At 64.9% G+C, this 16,900-nt stretch carries 15 protein-coding genes; 6 read left to right on the forward strand and 9 right to left on the reverse strand.

Annotation, left to right across the window (positions count from 1 at the left end; all coding sequences use genetic code 11):
• Positions 1–9 precede the first annotated feature (9 nt).
• From hpnE to CFB35_RS28445, 3 genes are all read right to left on the reverse strand, one after another.
• Positions 10–1,263 carry a hydroxysqualene dehydroxylase HpnE gene (hpnE, locus tag CFB35_RS28430; RefSeq protein ID WP_089465881.1) on the reverse strand — a complete coding sequence of 418 codons (1,254 nt, stop codon included), beginning with the start codon at positions 1,261–1,263 and terminating at the stop codon, positions 10–12.
• A 13-nt stretch (positions 1,264–1,276) separates the two neighbouring features.
• The gene (hpnD, locus tag CFB35_RS28435) at positions 1,277–2,125 is read right to left on the reverse strand and encodes a presqualene diphosphate synthase HpnD (RefSeq protein WP_059581498.1); all 849 of its coding nucleotides are present in this window, start codon (positions 2,123–2,125) and stop codon (positions 1,277–1,279) included.
• Between the two features lie 258 nt (positions 2,126–2,383).
• Positions 2,384–2,716, reverse strand: coding sequence for a hypothetical protein (locus CFB35_RS28445; protein ID WP_059581495.1), 333 nt, complete (start codon positions 2,714–2,716; stop codon positions 2,384–2,386).
• Between the two features lie 205 nt (positions 2,717–2,921).
• Between CFB35_RS28445 and CFB35_RS28450 the strand changes: the two genes are divergently transcribed.
• Positions 2,922–3,806, forward strand: a complete 885-nt coding sequence (locus CFB35_RS28450; RefSeq protein WP_059581492.1) for an alpha/beta fold hydrolase — start codon at positions 2,922–2,924, stop codon at positions 3,804–3,806.
• 14 nt (positions 3,807–3,820) lie between these two features.
• Here CFB35_RS28450 and CFB35_RS28455 read toward each other — a convergent pair whose 3' ends face one another.
• From CFB35_RS28455 to CFB35_RS28465, 3 genes are read right to left on the reverse strand one after another with little or no spacing between them, the layout of a single operon-like run.
• Positions 3,821–4,762 carry a GGDEF domain-containing protein gene (locus tag CFB35_RS28455; protein WP_059581488.1) on the reverse strand — a complete coding sequence of 314 codons (942 nt, stop codon included), beginning with the start codon at positions 4,760–4,762 and terminating at the stop codon, positions 3,821–3,823.
• Positions 4,759–5,385: a chemotaxis protein CheC gene (locus CFB35_RS28460; protein WP_059581485.1), complete on the reverse strand. Its 627-nt coding sequence runs from the start codon at positions 5,383–5,385 to the stop codon at positions 4,759–4,761. The genes CFB35_RS28455 and CFB35_RS28460 overlap by 4 nt, the downstream gene beginning before the upstream one ends.
• The gene (locus CFB35_RS28465; RefSeq protein ID WP_011548759.1) at positions 5,378–5,746 is read right to left on the reverse strand and encodes a response regulator; all 369 of its coding nucleotides are present in this window, start codon (positions 5,744–5,746) and stop codon (positions 5,378–5,380) included. The genes CFB35_RS28460 and CFB35_RS28465 overlap by 8 nt, the downstream gene beginning before the upstream one ends.
• A 473-nt stretch (positions 5,747–6,219) precedes the next feature.
• Here CFB35_RS28465 and CFB35_RS28470 point away from each other — a divergent pair, with 473 nt between their 5' ends.
• On the forward strand, positions 6,220–8,469 hold the full coding sequence (locus tag CFB35_RS28470) for a hybrid sensor histidine kinase/response regulator (protein WP_059581483.1): 2,250 nt from the start codon (positions 6,220–6,222) through the stop codon (positions 8,467–8,469).
• Positions 8,470–8,537: 68 nt separating this feature from the next.
• On the opposite strand, the gene CFB35_RS28475 is transcribed toward CFB35_RS28470, so the two are convergent.
• Positions 8,538–9,092, reverse strand: a complete 555-nt coding sequence (locus tag CFB35_RS28475) for an NADPH-dependent FMN reductase (protein WP_059581481.1) — start codon at positions 9,090–9,092, stop codon at positions 8,538–8,540.
• 370 nt (positions 9,093–9,462) lie between these two features.
• Here CFB35_RS28475 and CFB35_RS28480 point away from each other — a divergent pair, with 370 nt between their 5' ends.
• Together CFB35_RS28480 and CFB35_RS28485 are read left to right on the forward strand one after the other, a co-directional pair.
• Positions 9,463–10,062 carry an RNA polymerase factor sigma-70 gene (locus CFB35_RS28480; RefSeq protein ID WP_089465882.1) on the forward strand — a complete coding sequence of 200 codons (600 nt, stop codon included), beginning with the start codon at positions 9,463–9,465 and terminating at the stop codon, positions 10,060–10,062.
• Positions 10,040–10,255, forward strand: coding sequence for a zf-HC2 domain-containing protein (locus CFB35_RS28485; RefSeq protein ID WP_089465883.1), 216 nt, complete (start codon positions 10,040–10,042; stop codon positions 10,253–10,255). Before CFB35_RS28480 ends, CFB35_RS28485 begins: the two co-directional genes overlap by 23 nt.
• 153 nt (positions 10,256–10,408) lie before the next feature.
• On the opposite strand, the gene arsC is transcribed toward CFB35_RS28485, so the two are convergent.
• Entirely contained in the window at positions 10,409–10,765 is a 357-nt protein-coding gene (arsC, locus tag CFB35_RS28490; protein ID WP_059644600.1) for an arsenate reductase (glutaredoxin), read from the reverse strand.
• A 1,118-nt stretch (positions 10,766–11,883) separates the two neighbouring features.
• On the opposite strand from arsC, the gene parA reads away from it, so the two are divergent.
• Positions 11,884–12,546 carry a ParA family partition ATPase gene (gene parA, locus CFB35_RS28495; RefSeq protein WP_059581476.1) on the forward strand — a complete coding sequence of 221 codons (663 nt, stop codon included), beginning with the start codon at positions 11,884–11,886 and terminating at the stop codon, positions 12,544–12,546.
• 23 nt (positions 12,547–12,569) lie between these two features.
• Complete coding sequence (locus CFB35_RS28500; protein ID WP_060317669.1) at positions 12,570–13,631, forward strand: ParB/RepB/Spo0J family partition protein; 1,062 nt, start codon at positions 12,570–12,572, stop codon at positions 13,629–13,631.
• Between the two features lie 92 nt (positions 13,632–13,723).
• Here the strand turns inward: CFB35_RS28500 and CFB35_RS28505 are convergent, their stop codons facing one another.
• Entirely contained in the window at positions 13,724–15,091 is a 1,368-nt protein-coding gene (locus tag CFB35_RS28505) for a replication initiation protein (RefSeq protein ID WP_059581471.1), read from the reverse strand.
• Between the last annotated feature and the right edge of the window lie 1,809 nt (positions 15,092–16,900).

The raw sequence follows: 16,900 nt of genomic DNA on the forward strand, positions 1-16,900 counted from the left end.
TCCCTCTGTTTATTGCGTCTGGAGCACGTCCGCGGCCAGCTGGCCGGAACGGATCGCGCCCTCGATCGTGGCGGGCAAGCCGGTGGCAATCCAGTCGCCCGCGAGTACAAGATTGGTCCAGCGCGTACGCACGGCCGGACGTTTCATTTCCTGCGACGGCACCGCCGCAAAGCCCGCGCGCGGCTCGACGACGAGCTGCCACGCGGGAATGGCTTGCGGGTTCGCGCCGGTCACGCGCGCGACGTCTTCCCAGATGCGCCGCGCGAGCGTGTCGCGCGGCATGTCGAGCCAGCGCCCCGCATCGCGGATCGTCGCCACGAGCTGGCCGTCGCCGGTACGCACCGCGTCGACGACGCCGTTGACGACGGTCGTCTGCAACGGATTGCCGGCCGACGATTCGACCGCGAAATACGCGGTCACGACCGCGCTGAACGTGTCGGGCGCGGTGAGTTCGGGCACGAGCGGCCGCGCGACCTCGGGCGGCACGGCCAGCACGACCGCGTCGCCCGGCGCGAGATCGATGCGCTCGCCGCCGACCGACACCGCGTCGACCGCATTGCCGTGCGCGCCGAATTCGAACGCATCGAGCCGCGAATTCAGGCGGATCTGCGCGCCGCCGTACTGCAGCATCCGCAGCGCCGGTTCGACGAACGCGCTGCCGAGCCCGCGGCGCGCGACGAGCGGACGGCAGCCGGGGCCGCCCGCGGCGAACGTGCCGCACAGCGCGGCGCGCGCGAGCTCGGCGCTCGCGTGGCGCGGCTCGATATTCAGCACCCCGAGGAAAAACGGTCGCAGCCAGCGATCCCACAGCACGCCGTCGCATCGCATCGTCTGCGCAAGCGAGCGGCCCGTGCGGGCGAACGCGAGCGGAGCCAGCGCGAGGTAGTCGAGCGGCGTCGTGCCCGGCGCGCGCGACGCGGCATCGAACAGCCACGACGGCCAACGGCCGTTGCCGAAGCGTAGCGTCCAGCGCTGCTGCGACGCGATGTCCATGACCGGGAATTCCGCCAGCGCGGGCCCCGCGAGCTGATCGGCCGCGCCGATCGCGCGCAGGTAGCGCTGCGTCGCCGGCTGCCCCGCAAAAACCGTGTGCAACCCGCTGTCGAGCGTCGTGTTCAGCGTCCCGTCGAACCACGAGCGGCAGCGGCCGCCCGCGTGCGCGTGCGCGTCGTGCAGCACGATGCGCCGCCCGCGACGTTGCAGCTCGACCGCGGCCGACAGGCCCGCGAGTCCTGCGCCGATCACGTGGACGGTTCTGGGCATCGCGTCGGTCGACTCAGAACAGCGCGTAGCGCGCGGCGATCATCAGCATGCGCGCCTTCGGCTTGCGCAGCGGTGCGCGCGGCGCGGCAAAGCCGCGTGCGATCGCGGCGTCGAGAATGCAGCGATACGCGCCCGACATGATGCGCGGCGCCTTCACCTGCGCACGCGGACAGGTGTCCATCACCGCGTCGGCCTGGCGGAAGTGCTCGAGCGCGCGCTCGACGAGCGTTGCACACACGCGCGGCAACGCCGGATCGCGCACGATCGTCGCCGGATCGGTGATCGCGATGCCTTCGCGCGCGAGCAGTTCGCGCGGCAGGTAGCAGCGGTTGATCGCCGCGTCGTCGTCGATGTCGCGCAGGATGTTCGTCAGTTGCAGCGCACGGCCGAGGTGGTGCGACAGCGTGATCCCTTCGGCTTCCGGCATCCCGAAAATCCTCACCGACAGCCGGCCGGCCGCGCTCGCCACGCGATCGCAGAAGAGGTCGAGCGTCGGCTCGTCGGGCGCGCAGATGTCTTCCACGGCGTCCATCGCCATCCCGTCGATCATCGCGTGGAAATCGGCGCGCTGCAGGTTGAACGCGCGGATCTCGCGATCGAGCGCGGCCAGGTGGCGCGGCGGGCGGCCGGCGAAGCATGCGTCGATGTCCGCGCGCCAGCGATCGAGGCCCGCGTTGCGCTCAGCGCGCGGCAGGTCGCTGTCGGCGATATCGTCGACCGCGCGGCAAAACGCGTAGACCTGGAACATCGCATCGCGCTGCGCGGCCGGCAGGATGCGCATCGCCAGATAGAAAGAACTGCCCGATGTGACGGCAGCGGCGTCGGTTTCTTGTTCGTCCACGACGGAATGGGAAACGGCCAAGACGAGCTCCACGGAGACACCCACGCGGGGCGATTGAAGAAGCCATGCCCGGCTGGGATGGTCAGGGCGTCGAATGCGAGCGAGATATGCGAACGATCGACGCAGACAGGCACAAATTACCGGCCGGAAGCCGGAATTGGCCGAAAGTATAGCAATCTTTGAAGGTCGATGGCGGACACGCGCCAGGTCTGGCGGGGTGTCGAGCACCGCCGCGAGGGCGGTGCAGCCGGCCTTCGCGAAGGGATGCCGCGCGGCGCGTCAGCCGTACACGATGTCGCGCTGCAGGTCGAGCGCGATGAGCCCCATTTCACGCGTGAGCTGCAGCATCGACCGGCGCTCGAGGCGCGAGCCCATGAAGCTCGTCACGCGCCCGTCGGGCTCGGCGGTGAACTGGAACACCGCGCCGCCCGTGCCGAACCACGCGCCGGGCACGTCGGGCGATTCCTGCCAGTCGATCTGCTCGAACACGCGCGCGATGCCCGCGCGCACCAGTTCACCGGGGCCGATCGGCGGCGCGATGTCGCCCAAGTCGTCGAGCGAATAGGGGCCAGGTTTGTCCGGCTTCCGATAGAAGAGGTAGTCGACGTTCATGGGGTGCAATCGCAGGCAAACCGACAAATTAGCGCGCTTCGGCGCAAATTCAAATCAGATCAGGACGAAATGTGGCCTGTACGAGACAAATGGCCTGTATCGCGACGGCCGGTGCGAACCGGCGCTGGCTCGGGCCCGGCGTTCATGCCGGGCGGCGCGCGGCTTCGTCTAAGATGAACACCTTTCTCGAAAAAACACGGACACCATGGAGACGAACGACACCGCCACCCCTCAGTCCGATCATCCCGTTTTCGTGCTCGTGCACGGCGCATGGCATGGCGCGTGGTGCTATGCCCACGTGGCGGCCGCGCTCGCCGCGCGCGGCTACCTGTCGATCGCGCGCGACCTGCCCGCGCACGGCATCCATGCACGCTTTCCCGCGTCGTATCTCGCGCGGCCGCTCGACAAGGACGCGTTCGGCGCCGAGCCGTCGCCGGTCGCGAACACGACGCTCGACGACTACGCGACGCAGGTGATGCAGGCCGTCGACGACGCGTACGCGCTCGGCCGCGGCAAGGTCGTGCTGGTCGGGCACAGCATGGGCGGCCTCGCGATCACGGCGGCCGCCGAACGCGCGCCGGAGAAGATCGCGAAGATCGTCTATCTGGCGGCCTTCATGCCCGCGTCGGGCGTACCGGGCCTCGACTACGTGCGCGCGCCGGAAAACAACGGCGAGCTGCTCGGCCCGCTGATGCTCGCGAGCCCGCGCGTGGCCGGCGCGCTGCGCATCGATCCGCACAGCGGCGATGCCGCGTATCGCGAATTGATGAAGCGCGCGCTGTACGAAGACGTGCCGCAGGCGGACTTCGATGCGGTCGCGAACCTGATGAGTTGCGACGTGCCGGCCGCGCCGTTCGCGACCGCGATCCCGACGACTGCCGCGCGCTGGGGCGCAATCGACCGTCACTACGTCAAGTGCCTGGCCGATCGCGTGATCCTGCCCGCGCTGCAGCAGCGCTTCATCGACGAAGCCGACGCGTTCGCGCCCGGCAACCCGACCCACGTGCACCAGCTCGACAGCAGCCACTCGCCGTTCGTGTCGCAGCCGGCCGTGCTGGCCGGCGTGCTCGCCGACATCGCGAAAAGCTGAGCGGGCGGGCGCGGTCAGTCGGCGTACGCGACCGACCGATCGCGCCCGAGCCGCTTCGCGCGATAGAGCGCGGCGTCGGCCTCGTTGACGAGCACGTCGCAGGTCGACGCGCCGGCTTTCGCGCACGCGCCGCCGACGCTCGCCGTGACCGGCACGCTGACGCCCTCGGCGTCGACCGGCACGCTGCCGATCGCCTCGCGCACCTTGTCGGCCACCCGCATCGCCTCGTCGAGATTCGTGCACGGCAGCAGCAGCGCGAATTCCTCGCCGCCGAAGCGGCCGAACGTATCCTGCGCGCGCACGATCGACGCGACGCGGCGCGCCGTCTCGCGCAGCACGGCGTCGCCCACCGCATGCCCGAAGCGGTCGTTGATCGTCTTGAAATGATCGAGGTCGAACAGCAGCACCGACAGGTCGCCGCCGTAGCGCTGCCAGCGCGCGAATTCGTCACCGAGCCGCACCTCGAAAAAGCGCCGGTTCGCGATGCCGGTCAGCCCGTCGAGATTCGCGTGTTCGCGCAGCTTCGCGACCGCTTCCTCGCGCTCCCGTTGCATCACGCTCACATGCGTGACGTCCGAGATCGTCACGCATACGGCCTCGACGTCGCGGCCGCGCGTGAGCGGCATGAACGTGCAGTCCTGCTGCATGTAGTCGACGCCGCCCGTGATCGGCCGGTCGTGCTCGAAGCGGAACAGGTAGGGCCGCTGCTCCCACGAGCTGAACGCGAAGCTGCCGAGCTGGAACACGCTCTCGAGCTTGCGCGACAGCCATGCGCGCGGCAGATCCGGAAAGCGGTCGAACAGGTTGCGGCCGATCACGTCGGCGGCGGGAATGCCGCTGTGGTCCTGCATGAAGCGATTCCACATCAGGACGGTCATCGAACGGTCGAGCACGAACAGGCCGAAGCCGACCCGCTCGATCACGAGGTCGCTCAGCGAAGGGGCGGCGGCCGTCATAGCGCGGACAGCAACGCGTCGAGCGCGTCGCCCATCAGCCGGATCGAATCCTCGGCCATCAGCATCACGAAATGCGCGCGGAACGTGTGGTCCTCGAGCCCGAAGTTCACCTCGAGCAGCAGCGCGACGCTCCACCCCAGTTCGTTCGGCTGGAAGACGTCGTCGAACGACACGTTCGCGCCGAGCAGCCCCGGCGGAAAGAACACGGGCTTGCGGCCGAGTTCGTCGAGGATCGACGCGACGCAGGCGCCCATCAGCACGTTCGCGACGTCGAACACGAGCTCGTCCGGCGTCGCCATCCCGCCGTACACGCCGTCGCCGAACGTGCGGTCGACGACCGACATGAGCCGCGCGACACCCGCCGTGCGGCACAGCACGATCGCCTCGCCCTTGATGTCGGAACGGAAGCCCTGGCGCACGGCGGTCACGTTGTCGTGAATGCCTGTCATCTCGCGCAGCGCGTCGCTCGCGTCGGCCGCTTTCACGACGCGCACGCGCGGCACCGACAGCTCGATGAAATGTCCGAGCAGCAACGCCAGCCGCGCGGCGGCGCGGCCCATTGCAAGGTTGGCGATCTCCTGCAACGCGTCGCGTTGCTCCGCCGTGAACACCGATTCAGGCATACAACCCATACTCCTTGAGAATGGGCAGCAATGCCTCCGACGTCACGGGCTTGGCAACGAATGCGATCGCGCCCAATTCACGCACGCGTGCTTGCGCCTGCGGCTGGATATCGGCGGATACCACGATCACGAACGTGTTCAGATCTTCGTGGCGCAGTGTTTCCAGGACCTGATATCCGCTCATGTCGGGCATCGTCAGGTCCAGAAACATCACGGAAGCTTTGCCGTCACGATAGAGCGCCAAGGCCTCGCGACCATTCGCTGCATACGCGACGTCAACGTCCCAATCCCCCGGCAGCGCCTTTGTCAGCAGTTTGCGAGCGAGCAGCGAATCGTCGGCAATTACAATCGGCAAAGGCATGGGGCGATGCGGTATACGGAATGGTCTCTCTCGCGTTAACGACCGCGCGGCGCACTTCTTTAGGTGCCATGCGTTTCGGGCGCGGGCAACCGCCTTGCGGCCGCGCACGGGGCGCCGCGACGCAGGTGCGCGCGACGCACCGCGCGGCAATCGCCGGCGGGCGCATGTATCTGTCATAGGGAAAGCAAGGCGCGATTCTCGGAGTAAACCGGAGGCGATGCAACTCGCCATATTCACCATTTCGAACAGAATCGATCCGATCGCGCGCCATTCCGAAAACAGGCGCGACCATTTTCGAGATAAGCACGCAAAATTTTTCCTTGTGTACGTTTGCGCTGCCGGATTCGTCGCGTTTTCAATCTGACGGTTTACCTCTGTCACATACGACAGGATTGCGCCCGTACGGCGCCGCGCGGCGGGCCGCCGCAACTCGTTTATGATGGCAGACACCTCCGCTTCACCCGCTTTCCTCGATGACGTCCGAACGGCCTGCCGACTCCCGCGCTCCCGCCCCCGCTCCCGCCGATGACTGGCAGGACGACGGCAGCTACGCGTCCGGCGCGCCCGAGCACGATTTCGCGGTACGCCGCGTGACGCTGATCGTGCTGCTCGTCGCGGCGATCGTGCTGCCGTGCATCTACGTGGCGGTGATGGCGTACAACGACCTGAAGGCGCGCGAGGCCGCGGCGAGCGACGTCACGATGCGCACCGTGCGCGTCGCCGAGGAGCATGCGCTCAAGGTGTTCGACCTGAGCGAAACGCTCGATGCGCGCATCGTCGATCTCGTGCAGGACATGGACGACGCAGCCGTGCGCAGCAGGGAATCGGACATCCACGAAGCGCTGAACACCATCGGCGGCGGCTATCCGCAGGTGGCCGCCGTGTCGATCTTCGGCGCGAGCGGAATGCTGCTCGCCAACAGCCTGTACTATCCGGCGCCGTACGCGTCGATCGCGAACCGCGACGACTTCGCCGGCATCCGCGACGGCAAGGTCATCGAACACATCTCGCGGCTGATGATGGGGCCGCTCAAGCTCGAGAACATTCCCGTATTCAACACGGGCGTCGCGCGACGCCATAGCGACGGTTCGTTCGCCGGCATGGTGTCGATCGCACTGAAGTCGTCGTATTTCAACGCGTTCTACCGCGACCTGCTCGGCGGCGCGAGCACGCCGATGACGATGGCGCTCGCGCGCTCGGACGGCGCGGTGATCGCGTCGTATCCGCCGCCGCCGTCGCTCGCGCACACCGATCGCTCGGTCACGTTCGGCAATGCGCACAACGATCCGCGCGCGGGCGTCGTGCGCGTGCGCCACGACGGCGCGAGCAGCGAGATTGTCGCGTATCGCCAGGTCGGCAGCTACCCGGTCTTCGTGACCTGCGCATACCGCACGTCGGCGATCTGGCATGAATGGTACGAACACCTGAGCGTGCTGTTCATCTCGATGTTCGCGCCGTCGGTCGCGCTGTGGTCCGTGATCTGGCTGTCGCTCAAGCGGCTGAAGGCGGAAGAGGAGGCGTGGGACCGCTGGCAGGCCGAAGCGTCGATGCGGCGCTCGATCGAATCGGCGTACCGGCAGTCGCGCAAGATGCAGGCGCTCGGCAATCTCGTCGGCAGCGTCGCGCACGACTTCAACAACCTGCTGATGATCATCTCCAGCAACGTGCAGATCGCGCGGCGGCGCGGCGTCCAGCATCTCGACAAGGAGCTCGGCGCGATCGAACGCGCGCTGAAGAACGGGCAGTCGCTCACGCGCCAACTGCTCGGCGTCGCGCGCAAGCAGCCGCTGCACAACGAGACGATCGACATCGGGCAATGGCTCGGCACGTGCCGCGAACTGCTGAAGACGTCGCTGGGGTCGAAGTCGTCGCTGGTCGTCGCGATCGAGCCGGGCGTCTGGCCGATTCGCGTCGACGTCGCGGAGCTCGAGCTCGCGGTGATCAACCTCGCGGTCAATGCGCGCGATGCGATGGCGACCGGCGGACGCTTCACGGTCGGTGCGCGCAACGTCACGCTGCGCCGCGAGGACGGCTTCCCGCTGACGGGCGAGTTCGTGCAGATCTCGCTCGACGACACGGGTTCGGGCATGGCGCCCGACGTGCTCGCCCGCGCATTCGAACCGCTGTTCACGACGAAGGCGCAGGGAATGGGGACGGGGCTCGGCCTGCCGCAGGTATTCGCGTTCTGCGAACGCTCGGGCGGCCTCGCGACGATCGACAGCGCGGTCGGCGCGGGTACGTCGGTGCGTCTGTACCTGCCGCGCGCGCGCGCCGAGGACGTCGTCGCACGGCCGGCGGCCGGCGCGCACGATGCGGGGAACGGCACGCTCGCCGGCCTGCACGTGCTGCTCGTCGAGGACAACGGCGAAGTCGCGGCCGGCACCGAAGCGCTGCTGTCGCTGCTCGGTCATCGCGTGACCTATGCGCCCACCGCCGACGACGCGTTGCGCCTGATCGAGGGCGCCGCGGCGAACGACGCGTTCGACCTCGTGATTTCGGACATCCACATGCCGGGCCGCATGAACGGCATCGATCTGGCCGAAGCGGTCGAGAAGCGACCGGGGAAGCTGCCGGTGATTCTCGTCACGGGCTATGCGGAGGAGCTCGACCGCACGCGCACCGTCAACGTCCGCGTGCTGTCGAAGCCGTTCGATATCGCGCTGCTCGACGAGATCCTGCTGGGCATCCGCGAAGCGCGCGACGCACGACACGCCGGCGCGTGACCGGCCACGTGCGGGCCGGCGCCGGCGCGACTGCGTGAACCGGCGCGGCGGCGATCAGGCCAACGACGTCACGCCGATTTCAGCAGGCGCACCCAGCCCGCGTAGCGATCGACGAAGCCCTGCAGGAACTTGCGCGTGTCCTCGCTGACGATCTGCCCCTGGTCGTCGATGCGCGCCGGGTCGTGCTTGATGAACATCTCGGGCTGACCGAGCGTCTTCACGTCGAGGTACGCGAGCACGTTGCGCAGGTGCTGCTGCGCGAGTGCGGTGCCCGTCGCGCCCGGCGACGTGCCGAGCACCGCGCCCGGCTTGCCCGACCACGAATTGGAACCCCACGGGCGCGAGCCCCAGTCGAGCGCATTCTTCAGCACGCCCGGAATCGACCGGTTGTACTCGGGCGTGACGAACAGCAACGCGTCGGCGGCTTCGATCGACTGCTTGAAGCGCTTCGCGACTTCCGGGAAATTCGCGTCGTAGTCCTGGCTGTACAGCGGCAGCTCGCCGATCTCGACGAACTCGAACGAAAAATCGGCGGGGGCGAGCGAGATCACGGCGTGCGCGAGCGCACGGTTCGTCGAAGCGCTGCGCAGGCTGCCGACGACGACCGCAATTCGATAGGACATGGCATTCTCCTTCCGGTAAGTGAGGAATCGGAGCGATTGCTTCCGAATGGGCGACAAAGGTCTGTTTATAGGCAAGCCAGCCCGCGAGCCGTCCGACGGGGCCGTCCGGCCGACTTTCCACAAGGTTTTCCACAGAAATTGTGGATAACTCGACCGTTATGTTCCGACGTTACAGTTTTCCCGCCGCGCGGCGTCTTCGACATGCGAGCCGAGAGGTTCGGCAAGCATAGCGCAGCGCGGCGGCCGGCTTCATGAAATCGCGACCGAACATGGCGTTGCAGGCCGGCACCGCAACCAGTAAGCTGCTCGCACAGCGATGCGCCCGTTCCGTGACGCATGCGCGATCGCTTCGAAACACGACAACCCACACATGCCGTCCGCATACGACGACCCCACCTATCTCGCACAACTGCGCCACGATCTGCTGCGCTTCGCACGACTCCAGCTTCGCGATGCCGACGCGGCCGAAGACGCCGTGCAGGAGGCGCTGGCCGCCGCGTGGTCGCATGCCGGCGAGTTCGCGGGGCTATCGGCCCACAAGACGTGGGTGTTCGCCATCCTGCGCAACAAGCTGATCGACGTGCTGCGCGCGCGGCAGCGGATGGTGAGCCTGACCGCGCTCGATGCGGAGCTCGACGGCGAATCCGTGCTCGATCGCGAACTGTTCAAGGACAACGGGCACTGGGCCGCGCATGCGAAACCGCGACCGTGGCCGAAACCCGAGACGCTGTTGCAGCAACAGCAGTTCTGGATGCTGTTCCAGGTGTGCCTCGACCATCTGCCGGAGCAGATCGGACGCGTGTTCATGATGCGCGAATTTCTCGACGTCGAGATTCCGGACATCTGCAGCGAATTGACGCTGACGACGAATCATTGCAGCGTGCTGCTGTACCGGGCACGCACGCGCCTGCGAACCTGCCTGAGCGAAAAAGGACTGACGACCGAAGATGCTGCCGGGGAAATGTACTGACGTGACACGACTGCTGTCGGATGCGCTCGACCGGCCTCTGACACTGCACGAGCGCCTGCGGGTGCGTGTGCATCTGCCGACCTGCAGCGGATGCCGCGCCTATCGCGGGCAGATCGCGCTGTTGCGGACCGCCGCGAAAGCGGCGGCGGGGCGGGAGCCGGATGATGATGACGGGCCGGCCGGTGGCGGTTAGGGCGTGTTCACGCCCGAAGCGCCGCGACGTCGGCGTATCGTTCCGGTGACGGCTAGCGGGCGGCCTGGACGTTGCATCGGCCTGGATGCCGTTGCGCGTGCCGGGCCGGGCTGGGCCGCATCGATGCAATAAGAAAAATACGCCGGACAAGAATTATTCGAACAACGCCTTCACGGACTCGGGCGGTCGACCGATAGCCGCCTTGCCGCGATACACGACGATGGGGCGCTGCAGCAGGATCGGATGAGCGACGATCGCCGCGTAGGCTTCGGCGTCGGTCAGATCCGCGCGGGCAAGATTCAGCGTCTTGTACGGCTCCTCGCCGTCGCGCAGCATGTCGCGGACCGGCCGGCCGAGCTGCTGATGCAGCGTTTCCAGTTCCTCGACTGTCGGCGGCGTCTTCAGGTACTCGACGACGGTCAACGGCGTGCCGGCGGTATTCAGCGACTCGACCAACGCAAGCGTCTCGCGGGACTTCGAGCATCGGGGGTTGTGGTAGATCGTGATCATCATTCAAGCCTGGGTGGGGGAGCCCTGTATTGTAGCCACTCTGCATTGAGCGGCTTGCTGGCGTGGTTCAGCCGAGACCGGGGTGGCGTTCCTTTCGACAAGTGGCTGAGACGGTTTGGTTTAGCGACGCGCTGTGATGGAAGAGCGTGTCTCCGGTGTTCGAAAACGCTTCAAAGAGCCGTTGTTTATGCGCATAAAGCTAGAACACCTGGTTCGCGGGATCCCGGACTGCGATTAGCCTAGCAATGGTCGCAGAGGCTGTCCGATGGTGGAAGGGGTGCGGGATTGCGCGGCGCGTCGAGTGGTTTATGCGCATAAAGCCCGCGATTTTCGGCCGAGGCGACGCGCGACTCCGGGCGTGGACGTATGCGACACAAGACGGCAAAGGGAGATAGCTGTATCAATAGGCCACCCCAGCACGACATCATCGGCCGCCTGCCTCGGGCAGGTTTATGCGCATAAGGCCGGCGATTGTCGGGCGACGCACGGCTTGACTCGGGCCGTGGGCGATGCCGACACGAGACGGCACCGGGCGATCGCTGCAAGCGACAGACCGTCCCGACGCGACATCATGGGTCGCCTGATTCGGGCGAGGTGCCGGCTGCGGCCCTTCATCGCGGGTCATCGTTGCGTCGGGTTTATGCGCATAAACGCTGCGGGGCCGACAGAATGTCACCCTGAGGCATGCCCGTTCACGGAGGCGACTCAGGGTCGCGCATTCGCCTCGAAACTCGCAGATCGCTCAGGTCGCTCGCAGATGCCTGGCACGCTCCTCGCCGAGTCATCGCTTCGTCCGCTGCGGAGTTTATGCGCACAAACTCCCCGGCTCGCCGACAGCCCTATCCGCCCCGGAAAGGGCAGAGCACCCGCGATATCCCAGTGACGAACAGGTGCCCGACGATGTAGCGCGTGAAGACCCCACCCACGCAGCCCATCCCCCCTCTATCTCAGCTTCGCCACCTCCAACACACCGCCCCAACGAGCTCGCCATCTTCGCCACTTCGTTTATGCGCATAAACCGATCGTCCGAATGGCCAATGCGTCGTTGTCGACCGACAATTTCATTGAAATTCAAATATCGTCCTGTAGAATTCCAACGACCAAAACAGGAGTGAAAATTGGCCGCGGAAATCATTGCAGTCACTCAACAAAAAGGTGGCGTCGGCAAAAGCACGATTGCCATGCATCTCGGCGCCGCGTTCCATGAAAAAGGGAAGCGCGTCCTCGTCATCGATGCTGACCGTCAAAACACGCTGGTTCACTGGTCGAGCGCATCCGGCGACAGCGAAAACGGCATCCCGTTTCCGGTCGTCAATCTTGCCGAAGCCGACGGCCAGATCCATCGCGAGATCAAGAAGTTCATCAACGATTACGACATCATCGTCGTGGACTGCCCGCCGTCGATCACCGAGAAAGTCTCGGGTGTCGTCCTGCTGGCCGCATCGATTGCCGTGATCCCGACATCGTCGTCGCCGGCCGATTACTGGTCGAGCGTCGGGCTGGTCAAACTGATTCAGCAGGCGCAGGTGATGAACGAAGACCTCCGCGCGGTCTTCCTGCTGAACAAGACCGAAGAGAAACGCATGCTGACCCGCGAGCTCAAGCGTGCGCTCGAGGAACTCGGCTTTCCGTTGCTGAAGACGCAGATCCCGACTCGGGAAGCGTACAAGCAGGCGATGGCGCTCGGTCAGACCGTGCTGCAAATGAACGATCGTGGCGGCAAGCTGGCCGCCTCCGAAATTCGCGCATGTGCCGACGAAATCGTCGCCATGCTGCCCTGACTTTATGCGCACAAAGGAGTCACATGAAACCCTCCCAATTTGCCAAAGGATTCCAAGCGCGCCCGGATATCACGACGAGCGAGAAGCGCACGGCGCTCGATCGGCTCAATGCGATCGACGGCATCGTCAAGTCCGAGACGCCGCCCCCGGCGTCGACCAAATCCACGAAGAAGGACATCGCACCGCCGCCTGCTCCGGAATTCACGATCGACCCGTCGATCGACGAATCGCAGCAATATCGCGCGTGGCGTCTCGAGAATCGCTATGCCCCGGGGCAGGTGATCGAGTTGCCGTTGAAGGCGATCAAACATAGCCCGTTCAACCCGCGGCACTTCTATCTGAAATCGTCGATTGCCGAACTCGCGGTGAACCTTGCGAAGCAAGGGCAGCAGCAAGCGATCCACGTGATTCCGGATTACGACAACCCGGGCACGTATTTCGTCAGCGATGGTGGCCGTCGCGTGCGGGCGCTGAAGGAAGCGAACAAGGAGTCGGTCAAGGCGATCGTGATCGACGTGCCGATCGGCATCCAGAGCTACAAGCTCGGCTATGACCTCAACGTTCAGCGCGATTCGCAGACGGTGTTCGACAATGCCGTCGTGTGGCGCCGCTTCCTCGACGACAAGCATTTCCAGAGCCAGAAAGAACTCGCCGAGCATCTCGGCCTCGACGAGTCGACGGTGGCCGTCGCGCTGTCGATCGGCAAATTGCCGGAAGCGATCATGCAGGAAATGGTCGCGCGCCCCGATCGCTTCGGATCGAACATGGCGTATCAGGTCGGCCGCTATCACAACGCGCGCGGCACCGAGGCGACGCTGCGGCTGATCAACAAGATCGTGTCGGACGACCTCAGCACGCGCCAGGTGTCGGACATCGTCAAGGGCCGCGTCGCGGCGCAGGAGACGCCGAAGGCCGCGGGCCGTCAGCGCTACGCGCAGCGTCTCGAGATCAAGCTCGGCGGCAAGTCGGTCGGCGATCTGAAATCGTATGGCGAAGACCGCATCGAACTGCGCCTGCGCGGCCTGCCGAAGGACAAGCGCGACGCGATCCTCGAGCAACTCGAGCGGATGCTGTTGTCGGAGTAATGGAAGCGGCCGGCAGAGCCTGACAAGGGCGCCGGTCCCGCCCGACCAATGGATGGGACCGGCGGCGGCCCGTCAGCGGGCCTGAGCAGGCCTCAAGCGGCCCGCGACTGGTTCAGCGTGAACGACAGCAGATCGCCGTCCGTCGGCTCGCCCCAGGTCTTCTGGGCCAGCCAGTCGAAAAAGGCCGTCTCGGCCAGCTTGGAATCGAGGCCGCGCTTGCGCCAGTCGTCGCGCAGATGCGAGCCCATCGTCGGCAATGCCTCGGATTCGAACGACTCACGCGCCACTTCGCGCTCCGCGTCGCCCTGCTCCTCGTACAGCACCTTCGCTTCCTTGCGGCGGAACGCCGCGAACTCGCTCAGCAGGCGAGCCTTCAGATCGTCCGGCTGCGCAGCCGCAGCCTTCGCGGACGGCGTGCCGGCAGGCAGCGCGTCGACCGACTCGACCGGCGGCGCATAACCCTTCTTCAGCGCGTCCTTGAACAGCGCCGGCGCGCTGCGCACCGGCGGCAGCGTCGTGCTGCGCATCCGCTGCTCGGTCATCTGCAATGCGGCGCGAATCCGATTTTCCTCGCTGTCCGCATAGAGTGTTTGTGCTTCCTTCAGCGGGATCCCGAGTTTCACCATCCGGTCGACCAGCGTGCTGTCGAACACGTTCGGGTGTTCGTCGAGCGCGAGCATCGGCTGCTTGCGTTCGGTCACGCGAAACTGGATCTCGGCCACCCGACGCCCTTCGCGGTGCTCGATCAGTTCGACGAAGATGTTGGTGACCGCATTGACTTCCGCGATCGCGGGACGCAGGTAGTCGCGCTTGAAGTACTTGTACTCGCGCTTCGCTTCGTCGCCGGCTTCCGTGTCGGGCGTGCCCGACAGAATCGGCCGCCACCATTCCCACGGCTCGCGCATCGTCAAATGGCTCGGGTTCGTCAGGTAGCGCACGCAGATCTCGTACAGCGCGAGCCCCGCGCTGCTGCGTAGCTGGCTCTGGAACTGCAGGCTCAGGCGCGCATACTGGACCGGGTCGAGCAGCTTCTTCTTGATCTTCGGCGCGAACGAGAATTCGACCCATACGCGGCGGGTGGTCGGATCCTCGAGAATTTCCGCATCGGCAATCAGCGTGGAGATCCCCCACTTGCGGCCCGGCTTCTGGCTCGACGTCCCCGTGCTCCATTCGACCTGCACCGACACCATGCGACGCAGGTGTTCCTTCACCAACGCGGTGTCGTTCGAATCGAAAGCGGAGTTGGCAACGATGTCCGACAGCAGCGCGCGATACGTATCGCCCGAATCGTCGGCCTGCTGCGCGACGGCCAGCAGGACATTGAACAGCTTGCGAGTGAGGAGCGTGATCTTGCCGCTCTTCGGCTGAATGGCGATCGCCTCGACGGCCTTTCGCAATTCGGCTGAACTGGCACTCACCACATCCACATCGGTTTTCTTGGCGCGCTTCGTCGTGGCCATACGTCGGGTCGGAGGAGAAGTTTCCCGGAAGGATAGCGCCTGCGGTGATGTGCGTCCAGAACGACATGCTCACCATAGCCGGTGAAGCGCGCCGGCAAAACGGCACTCACCCGAACCCCTCCCGAAAACGCTCACCGGTCGGCCAGGGCGGCGTTCCGGACTCTTCCAGACGTGCCGCGGCATGCGCCGATTCACAGAATTTCCCCTGTGCGCGACACGTGCGGAATTGGCTCCCGTATCGGCTCACCTTTCGATTTGTCGTAATTTTGCGACTGCGCAGCCGTGAGTTCGACACAGGCTTGCGACTGCACCTCACCGCCCGTCCGCGACTGAAGCACACCGGCCTGTATGCATGTACAGGCACGGCTCGCAAGGAAGTCGATTCGGCTCCGACATAGGGGAAAGCACCGCGGAAACCGGCACGCGCGGCCCGAACAACGCGTGATTGGCTGGCCCGGGCGCGCATTGTACAGCGCGCAAATCGTATCGGGTCCCGAAAATACTCACCTCGAGCACAGCAGGTCGATTCGTCCGGATACCGATAAATGCCCGACGGACGCGGGACCGAGCGCCAACGACTCCCGAAAACGCTCACCTTACCAATCAAATGCGGCACTGCGGCGGGCACGGAAATGGCTCCCGAAAAACCTCACCGTAACCGGCCCGGTATCAAAAACTTCAATTTCTTCCGATACTTATGCACAGAAGGCATTTGGCTGTGCATCGTCGCGATCTCCCGGAAAGCCTCACCTTTCGGCTGGAATCCTTCATACGACGACCGTAGGCCCGCCCCCGAAAAATCTCACCTGTGCCAAAAAGTGGCACAGCAAAAACGAGATTTCTTCCAGTCCTGGCGGGCTTTTCGGCGAATTCGACCGGTCCCTGGTCCTGAAAAGCCTCACCTTTGCCCATTTTTCGAGCAGATATCTCTCCCGGAAAATCTCACCTTTCAGCCAGGCCACAGCCTGTGATCCATGCCCCGAAAAAGCTCACCTTGCGCGCAAAGGGGCAGGAAGACCCGGATTTCCCTCCCGAAAAACCTCACCTTTGGGGCATCACAGGCACCGGAGAGCACTTTTGCTGTGCAAAATGGCGTCCGCTTCCCGGAAATCCTCACAGCAAATTCCCGCGAGGTCCCGTGAAATCTCACCTTTCATCCAATCTGCCCAAAAAATGGGCAAAATCGGGGCGCGAAACAGGTCCCGCAAATTCTCACCTATGTCTGCACAGGCAGAAAACTGTGCGGTCAGGCGCAGTGCGGGTTCCATGGCTGTATGACCCCGAAAACCCTCACCTTTGGGAAAACTCGTGTTTTACTGTGATCCCGAATCCGCTCACGACCCTTCCTGCAACGGCTCACGCAGCTCCCCGAACCCCATCACGTCAGCTCCCGCAGAAGATCACCTTGGCTCCCGTAAAACTTCACCTTGTCGGCCGGAAAGCCTTGTGCCACAAGGCTGTGCCGTGGCGTTAACGTTTTTAACTAAGGGTTCAAGGGTGTTTACTTCTAATACTCTCAAGACATCGGTTGACGAGTTTTCCACAGATACCCCGACCCCTGAACACCCACGGGCCATCGGATCCGATGTCATGTGAAACAAATACCAAAGTTCGGGGTCCGCTGAAAAACGCTTGCCGAACAAAGACTTGGATGATTTTCTTCGCTTTGTTTCACGGAATCCGAGGCCACCTTCGGCCAAACGCGTTCGCAGCGCTGATTTCGGTGCAAAACGACGTAAATTCACAACGGACCGTCGAAATAAGTATCAAAAAATACGTGTTTCGTTATGATTGCAACACTTCATTGCC

Source organism: Burkholderia sp. AU16482 (assembly GCF_002223285.1).
In the GTDB taxonomy this organism is placed as follows: Bacteria; Pseudomonadota; Gammaproteobacteria; order Burkholderiales; family Burkholderiaceae; genus Burkholderia; species Burkholderia semiarida.

Coding starts and splice junctions, on each gene's coding strand:
- hpnE (WP_089465881.1), bottom strand. CDS start 1,263: ATGCCCAGAACCGTCCACGTGATCGGCGCAGGACTCGCGGGCCTGTCG.
- CFB35_RS28445 (WP_059581495.1), bottom strand. CDS start 2,716: ATGAACGTCGACTACCTCTTCTATCGGAAGCCGGACAAACCTGGCCCC.
- CFB35_RS28450 (WP_059581492.1), top strand. CDS start 2,922: ATGGAGACGAACGACACCGCCACCCCTCAGTCCGATCATCCCGTTTTC.
- CFB35_RS28455 (WP_059581488.1), bottom strand. CDS start 4,762: ATGACGGCCGCCGCCCCTTCGCTGAGCGACCTCGTGATCGAGCGGGTC.
- CFB35_RS28460 (WP_059581485.1), bottom strand. CDS start 5,385: ATGCCTGAATCGGTGTTCACGGCGGAGCAACGCGACGCGTTGCAGGAG.
- CFB35_RS28465 (WP_011548759.1), bottom strand. CDS start 5,746: ATGCCTTTGCCGATTGTAATTGCCGACGATTCGCTGCTCGCTCGCAAA.
- CFB35_RS28470 (WP_059581483.1), top strand. CDS start 6,220: ATGACGTCCGAACGGCCTGCCGACTCCCGCGCTCCCGCCCCCGCTCCC.
- CFB35_RS28475 (WP_059581481.1), bottom strand. CDS start 9,092: ATGTCCTATCGAATTGCGGTCGTCGTCGGCAGCCTGCGCAGCGCTTCG.
- CFB35_RS28480 (WP_089465882.1), top strand. CDS start 9,463: ATGCCGTCCGCATACGACGACCCCACCTATCTCGCACAACTGCGCCAC.
- CFB35_RS28485 (WP_089465883.1), top strand. CDS start 10,040: ATGCTGCCGGGGAAATGTACTGACGTGACACGACTGCTGTCGGATGCG.
- arsC (WP_059644600.1), bottom strand. CDS start 10,765: ATGATCACGATCTACCACAACCCCCGATGCTCGAAGTCCCGCGAGACG.
- CFB35_RS28500 (WP_060317669.1), top strand. CDS start 12,570: ATGAAACCCTCCCAATTTGCCAAAGGATTCCAAGCGCGCCCGGATATC.
- CFB35_RS28505 (WP_059581471.1), bottom strand. CDS start 15,091: ATGGCCACGACGAAGCGCGCCAAGAAAACCGATGTGGATGTGGTGAGT.